This is a genomic window from Synechococcus sp. BL107 (genome assembly GCF_000153805.1).
Taxonomy (GTDB): Bacteria; Cyanobacteriota; Cyanobacteriia; order PCC-6307; family Cyanobiaceae; genus Parasynechococcus.
The window spans coordinates 727,962-734,580 of the sequence record NZ_DS022298.1; the positions used below are offsets into that span (position 1 = coordinate 727,962).

11 protein-coding genes are annotated in these 6,619 nt (G+C 55.8%); all 11 read right to left on the minus strand.

The annotated features are described in order from the left end of the window. Positions 1-5: 5 nt before the first annotated feature. Positions 6-407 carry a 30S ribosomal protein S9 gene (gene rpsI / locus BL107_RS03585; protein WP_009788910.1) on the minus strand — a complete coding sequence of 134 codons (402 nt, stop codon included), beginning with the start codon at positions 405-407 and terminating at the stop codon, positions 6-8. Continuing rightward, positions 404-856: a 50S ribosomal protein L13 gene (rplM, locus tag BL107_RS03590; RefSeq protein ID WP_009788911.1), complete on the minus strand. Its 453-nt coding sequence runs from the start codon at positions 854-856 to the stop codon at positions 404-406. Before rplM ends, rpsI begins: the two co-directional genes overlap by 4 nt. Before the next feature lie 164 nt (positions 857-1,020). Then, the gene (truA, locus tag BL107_RS03595) at positions 1,021-1,902 is read right to left on the minus strand and encodes a tRNA pseudouridine(38-40) synthase TruA (RefSeq protein WP_037988005.1); all 882 of its coding nucleotides are present in this window, start codon (positions 1,900-1,902) and stop codon (positions 1,021-1,023) included. Between the two features lie 26 nt (positions 1,903-1,928). Beyond that, positions 1,929-2,279 (minus strand): 50S ribosomal protein L17, encoded by a 351-nt coding sequence (gene rplQ, locus BL107_RS03600; protein ID WP_009788913.1) that lies wholly within the window; start codon positions 2,277-2,279, stop codon positions 1,929-1,931. Between the two features lie 45 nt (positions 2,280-2,324). After that, entirely contained in the window at positions 2,325-3,263 is a 939-nt protein-coding gene (locus BL107_RS03605; RefSeq protein ID WP_009788914.1) for a DNA-directed RNA polymerase subunit alpha, read from the minus strand. Positions 3,264-3,308: 45 nt separating this feature from the next. Further along, a complete protein-coding gene (gene rpsK / locus BL107_RS03610; RefSeq protein ID WP_009788915.1) occupies positions 3,309-3,701 on the minus strand; it encodes a 30S ribosomal protein S11 in 393 nt (130 codons plus the stop codon). A 36-nt stretch (positions 3,702-3,737) separates the two neighbouring features. Beyond that, positions 3,738-4,103: a 30S ribosomal protein S13 gene (gene rpsM / locus BL107_RS03615; protein ID WP_009788916.1), complete on the minus strand. Its 366-nt coding sequence runs from the start codon at positions 4,101-4,103 to the stop codon at positions 3,738-3,740. A gap of 106 nt (positions 4,104-4,209) precedes the next feature. After that, positions 4,210-4,323 carry a 50S ribosomal protein L36 gene (gene rpmJ, locus BL107_RS12145; RefSeq protein ID WP_006173336.1) on the minus strand — a complete coding sequence of 38 codons (114 nt, stop codon included), beginning with the start codon at positions 4,321-4,323 and terminating at the stop codon, positions 4,210-4,212. A gap of 46 nt (positions 4,324-4,369) precedes the next feature. After that, positions 4,370-4,921 carry an adenylate kinase gene (locus tag BL107_RS03620; protein WP_009788917.1) on the minus strand — a complete coding sequence of 184 codons (552 nt, stop codon included), beginning with the start codon at positions 4,919-4,921 and terminating at the stop codon, positions 4,370-4,372. 46 nt (positions 4,922-4,967) lie between these two features. Continuing rightward, positions 4,968-6,287, minus strand: coding sequence for a preprotein translocase subunit SecY (gene secY / locus BL107_RS03625; RefSeq protein WP_009788918.1), 1,320 nt, complete (start codon positions 6,285-6,287; stop codon positions 4,968-4,970). Positions 6,288-6,393: 106 nt separating this feature from the next. After that, the coding region (locus BL107_RS03630) for an uL15m family ribosomal protein (protein WP_009788919.1) at positions 6,394-6,619 on the minus strand (226 nt) is incomplete at its 5' end.

Below are 6,619 nucleotides of genomic sequence, written 5' to 3' on the forward strand. Positions count from 1 at the left end.
AAAAATCAGCGCTTGGAGAACTGAGGAGCTTTACGGGCTTTCTTCAGACCGTACTTACGGCGTTCCTTAGCGCGAGGGTCGCGGCTCAGGTGGCCTTCGGTTTTGAGGGGTTTGCGGTTGTCTGCGGATAATTCACACAGGGCCCGAGCGGCACCTTGCTTAATGGCACCGGATTGACCGGTTAAACCGCCACCGTGAACGTTCACAAGAACGTCGTACTCGGTGCTGAGTCCCAATGTTTCGAGGGGAGCTTTAACAGCAGCGATGTAAGCCGGGTTGTAGTTGAGGTAGTTATCTCCCGGACGACCATTGATGGTGATCGTGCCGTTGCCTGGAACGAGACGTACGCGAGCAACTGAGGTCTTACGACGACCAGTGCCCCAGTAGACGACGGAATTGCTGCTCATTTTGCGGTAGCTGAGGGGTTGAGCTGAAGGGGCTGGGGCTTTTGAGCCGAATGGGGATGCTCGGTGCCCTTGTAGACCTTGAGCTTGCGGAACATCTGGCGGCCCAAGGCGTTGTGGGGAAGCATGCCCTTGATGGCTTTTTCCACAATCCTTTCAGGGATGCGCTCCTGAAGGGATTCAAAGGTTTCAACCTTCATTCCACCAGGACGACCTGAATGGCGGCGGTAAAGCTTCTGCTGTGGTTTTTTCCCGCTGACTTGAATTTTTTCAGCGTTCACCACCACCACGAAATCTCCTGTGTCGAGATGAGGCGTGAAACTGGGGTTGTTTTTGCCGCGAAGAATTGAGGCGACCTCGGTTGCAAGGCGGCCAAGGGTCTGATTCTCAGCGTCCACCACATACCACTGGCGGTCGATCGAATCGATTGGAGGAAGGGAGGTCTTGTTCATCTCGCCGGCAGGCCGGTTCGGTGGTGCCCCGTCGTAGACGGCGGAGCTGTACAGGATGGTTTGGTCCATGACTGGACCAAACCGTGGATCAAAGATCGAGCTTACTCCCCAACAAACCCGCTCCTAGGAGCGGGAATGGTCGTCAGAGTTCTTGTTGCTCGTCCTTACTTAGCAAAACAAGGAGGATCCGGGGGTGGATCCTTCGTCGCCAGAGAAAACCACGGTTGGCAATCGTACCAGCCAGCTTCGCTAAAAATAGTCTCGGCATACCCTGCCCTTAATAGGCAAAGTCCCCTGGCAGGCGCGGCTTCCTTCACTTGGTCTCGACGCCGGTCCCTCCAGCGTTGCTCAAAGGCCTCCACGCTGAGGCGATGCTCGCCGACGGCAACGAGCTGGGCCATTAACAGCCGCACCATTCCATACAGAAATCCACTGGCTTGGATTTCCACGCGGATGAGGTCACCTTCGCGTTCCACCAGAACGTCCTGGATGGTTGTGCGTGAGTGGAGGCGTCGGCTTCCGGCGCGCATAAACGCGGCAAAATCGTGGAGGCCGATCATCCCCTCAAGGGCAACTCGCATGTTTTCTTCGTTGAGGCGATGGTGGTATCGGTGCCAAGTCCATGGGGTCAGGAACAAATTGGGTCGCCGACCGTTGTGAATGATGTATCGGTAACGCCGGTACACAGCGGAATAACAGGCATGCCAATCCTGTGGTCGCTCAACCGATTCACGCACCCGGATCGAAGCGGGTAGTCGGCCGTTTAGAGCAGGGGCCCACTTTGCAGCTGGAATGGGACCCGAACAGTCGAAATGCACCACTTGGGCTGCAGCATGAACACCCGCATCTGTCCGTCCAGCAGCAAAGCTCTGGATCGGTCTTAGGGGATCGAGTTGAGCAATCGCTGTTTCCAGAACGGCTTGCACACTCCTGGCGTTGTTTTGTCGTTGCCACCCACAAAAATCTGAACCCTCGTACTGCAGGCTGAGGGCAATCCTTCGGAGGATTGGCAGCTCAGGGGATGCAGACGAGGGTTCAGCGGTCAAAAGTCAGACCCTGACAGGGGTCAGGGCTATACCAATTCGATGATGGCCATCTCGGCATTGTCACCACGGCGGGGGACCGTCCGCGTAATGCGGGTGTAGCCACCTTTGCGCTCGCCGTAACGGGTTGGAGCTTTGTCGAACAGGGCGTGAACCAGCTGCTTGTCGTAGATGTAGCCGATGGCACGACGTCGGGACGCCAAGCTGCCGTCCTTGGCCAAGGTGATCATCCTTTCAGCTTCGTCGCGGAGAGCTTTGGCACGTGCCTTGGTGGTGGTGACCCGACCTTCCCGGATGAGTTGGGTGGTCAGGGCACGCAGCATTGCCTTGCGTTGGTCAGCAGGACGACCCAGCTGGGGTACTCGGCATTGGTGTCTCATGGTTCTGTCTGAGTCGAATTAATAGGGAAGAGCAGGCGGCTCAAATTAGGCCGAGGTGCGGCTTTGGGGGATAGAGATGCCGATGCGCTCGAGTGCTTCGATCACTTCGTCGGCGGATTTAGAACCGAAGTTCTTGATCTCGAGGAGATCCTCATAGCTGAAGCCCATGAGGTCAGACACGGAGTTGACCTGCGCGCGCTTGAGGCAGTTGTACGCCCGAACCGAGAGGTTCAATTCCTCGAGGGGAATTTGTGCTTCAGCTGAAGGTTCTGGCTCGACACCCACTTCTTCCACAAGGGTGACGGTCGCTAGAGGTTGGAAGAGCTCTAGTAGTTGATTGGCTGTTTGAGCAAGGGCATCGTCCGGAGTGATGGAGCCATCGGTGCAGATCTCAATCCGTAGGCGCTCGCGGGCTGAACCACCTTCTGCAACAGCTGTTTCATCAATATTGAAATTGACTCGTTTCACCGGCATAAACACCGCATCGATCTGCAGAAGATCAATGGCACTGGTGTCTTCGTTGTGTCGGTCGACCGGGCGATAGCCGATTCCACGCTCGACGTGAACTTCCAGTTCCAGGCTGTGTCCGTCTGCGACGGTGGCGATGGTGCGATTGCCATCGATGACCTGGACTTGAGAAGAAAACTGAAGATCGCTGGCTTTAACTTCAGCGGGACCAGCCACCACCAGACGTCCAATCTCGAGTTCTGCTGAACGGCTGTTCACCGACAGCTCTTTGCAGTTCAGCAAAATATCGAGGACGTCTTCACGAACACCAGGGACCGTGGCGTATTCGTGATTGACTCCGGCGATGCGAATCGCGGTCACGGCGCTGCCTTCAAGGCCGCCCATCAGGACACGGCGCAAGGCATTGCCCAAGGTTGTGGCTTGGCCACGCTCGAGGGGACCGATCAGGAAGACGCCGGTTTGGGCGCGATCCTCGGCGATTTGATGCTCGATGCGATCGATCTGGTACTGCAGCACGGTCTGAAGCGAGGTAGGGAAAGGAACCGGAAAGGCGAAATGGGTTCAGACGCGGCGGCGCTTAGGCCGGCGGCAACCGTTATGAGGTAGAGGCGTGACGTCTCTAATCAACGTGATCTCAAGGCCGGCGACCTGAAGGGCACGGATGGCAGTTTCACGGCCAGATCCTGGTCCGCGAACCAGGACTTCAATCTGACGCATGCCCTGTTCAAGGGCACGGCGGGCAGCAGCTTCAGCAGCTGTTTGTGCAGCAAAGGGAGTGCCCTTGCGAGCGCCCTTAAAACCACTTGCACCGGCTGACGACCAAGCGATGACCTCTCCGGCAGTGTCGCTGATCGAGACAATCGTGTTGTTGAAGGTGCTTTGGATGTGCGCAACGCCATTGGGGACGTTGCGTTTGGCCTTCTTAGGACCTGATTTTTTTGCAGTTTTGGCCATGGGCCGTTAGGAGACTAGGTAAAGGACGGAGGTGGATTACTTCTTCTTGCCAGCCACAGTCTTGCGAGCACCGCGGCGTGTACGGGCATTCGTGCGGGTGCGCTGACCGCGAACCGGGAGGCTCATCCGATGACGACGGCCTCGCACACAGCCGATGTCCTGTAGTCGCTTCAGGGCCATGCCCTCTTGACGACGCAAATCACCTTCGATGGTGAAAGCCTCGGTGGCACCACGGAGCTTCTGGACGTCGCCATCCTCAAGATCCTTGACCCTGATGTCGGGATTCACCCCCGCTTTGGCCAGGATGGCTTTGGCCCTTGTGAGGCCAATTCCATAGATATATGTGAGGGACACTTCAACCCGTTTGTCGCGGGGAATGTCAACGCCGGCGATCCGTGCCAAGGAGGTTCAATCGAAAGGGACAAAAGGCCTCCGGTGTATCGGAGGCATTGGACGGCAACTGAGCAAACACGGTGGATCGATCAGTTGTTGAGAAGAACGTTGGGAATTAGCCCTGACGTTGCTTGTGCTTGGGGTTGGTGCAAATGACCATGACCCGACCGTGGCGACGGATCACCCGGCACTTGTCGCACATTTTTTTAACAGAAGCGCGCACCTTCATTAGGCGTGGCTCTCCCAATTTCCAAACGACAAACTTACCATGCGGGTCAACTGAGAACTTTTGAGATTCGCTCAGTGATTTCCTCCACGGAACCCTCGGCTGGAACGCTGATGAGCAGTCCCTTGTTTTGGTAGTAGTTGATCAAGGGAGCGGTTTTGTCTCGATACACCTCGAGGCGGTTTCGGATCACGTCCTCATTGTCATCGGCACGGCCGCGGCTCAGCATGCGCGTGATGAGCACTGCATCGTCTAGCTCGAGTAAAACGACCGCTTCGATTGGTTGCTTGAGCTCACTTAGCAATGGTTCCAGTGCTTCAGCTTGTGGAACAGTGCGCGGGAAACCATCAAGCAGCCAACCCTCACCAGAGAGGGCTTTCATCTGACTTTCAACGATTGCCAGCACAAGCTGGTCGCTAACGAGCTCTCCACGATTCATGACGGCTTCGGCTTCTTTGCCAAGCTCTGATCCTGCAGCAACTTCACTTCTCAGCAGATCTCCTGTGGACAGGTGTTTCATGCCATTGGAGTCGCAAATGCGAGCTGCCTGGGTGCCTTTACCAGCACCAGGTGGACCGAGAAAAAGGAGGCGGTTTTTCATCGAGGGTTTGGGAGGGAATGACAACAGCAGTTGCAGTGGCAGGAGTTCACTGACGCACGAGGCCTTCGTAGCGCTGAGAAATCACATAGGTCTGAACCTGTTTCGCGGTGTCAATGGCAACACCCACAAGGATGAGCAACGACGTTGCACCGAGTCCTTGGAATGTCTGCACATTGGTGGCGCGTTCCACTGCGGCAGGGATGATCGCTACGGAGCCAAGGAAGAGACCACCGAGCAAGGTCAGCCTGTTTTGTACTCCTGAGAGGTAGTTGGTGGTGGCGCTTCCAGGGCGAACTCCAGGAATAGCCACACCACCTCGCTTGAGGTTCGTGGCGATGTCTGCCGGGTTCACCGTGAGAGAGGCGTAGAAGTAAGAGAACCCCAAAATCAAAGTGAAAAAAGCCAGGGCGTAGGGCCAGGGATTCGATGCACTGGGATTAAGCATGCTCGCTGCTCGAATCAGCCATTCACTTTTGGTGAGATTCGCCACCGTGACGGGCAAGAAAATCAATGCTGAGGCAAAAATGATTGGCATCACCCCACCGGCATTCAACTTGAGGGGTAAGTAGCTCTGACGCGTTGGTAAAGCACCAGCTCCACCAACTTGGCGCTTGGCACTCACAATCGGAATACGACGGGCTCCTTCTTGAACAAAGATGATCCCCACAATTGTGGCCAGAAACACCAGAACAAGAACAACAATTCCCAAAACGGTGTCTCGGTCTCCCGTTTGAGCGGCCTCGATTGTTGCTCCAAGGGTGCGAGGAAGGGTCGCAACGATGTTCAAGAAGATCACCAAAGAGGCCCCTTGGCCAATCCCTCGTTCGGTAATGACCTCTGCAATCCACATCACCACCATGGATCCGGTGACAAGGGCTAATGCCGTTTGAACCACGAAGACAACTTCGCTTAAACCCTCTACGGCGTATTGGCGCAAAATCATGGCAAACACCACGCTTTGGATGAGTCCCCAGCCAAGGGCGACATAGCGGGTGATTTGTGCAATTTTGCGCCGTCCTGCTTCGCCTTCGTTTTTTTGAAGGTCTTCCAACTGCGGCAACGCTGCAGTTAGCAGTTGAAGAATGATTGATGCATTAATGAAAGGGAGAATTCCCAGAGCGAAAATTCCCAGCGTGGAGATTCCTCCACCCGTAAAAATGTCGAGGAAGCCAATCAGTTGTCCGCCTTGATCGATGAACTGTTTGAAGGCTTCTCGATCAATCCCTGGCATTGGGATGTAGATGCCAAGACGGACCAGTAGCAGCAGACCGAGGGTGGTCAGCACCCGACTGCGCAACCCTGGATTTGTGACCAGCTGGCTGATCACTTCGGCGGCATTGGGGTTACGTCCCCGACTGACAAGCATGTCCGGAAGAGAAAAAGGTTGGGCTGATGCAGCGAAGCCGCCCGTGGACCAAAGTCCAGCGGACGGCTCAGACCCTAAGGCTGAAAAGGCATTGAAGCCTGATCAGTCAGTCAAGGGTTTCGCAGGTACCGCCGGCCGCTTCGATCTTTGTGCGGGCGGAAGCTGTGAACGCCGAGGCTTGCACCGTCAGGTTCTTGACAGTGAGTTCACCGTTACCGAGCATCTTGAGGGGATGCTTGGGGCTCGTCACGATGCCGTCTTTGACGAGGGAGTCCAGATTCACGGTGGATCCGTCCTTGAGATCTTTCAAGGCAGACACGTTCAACACCGTG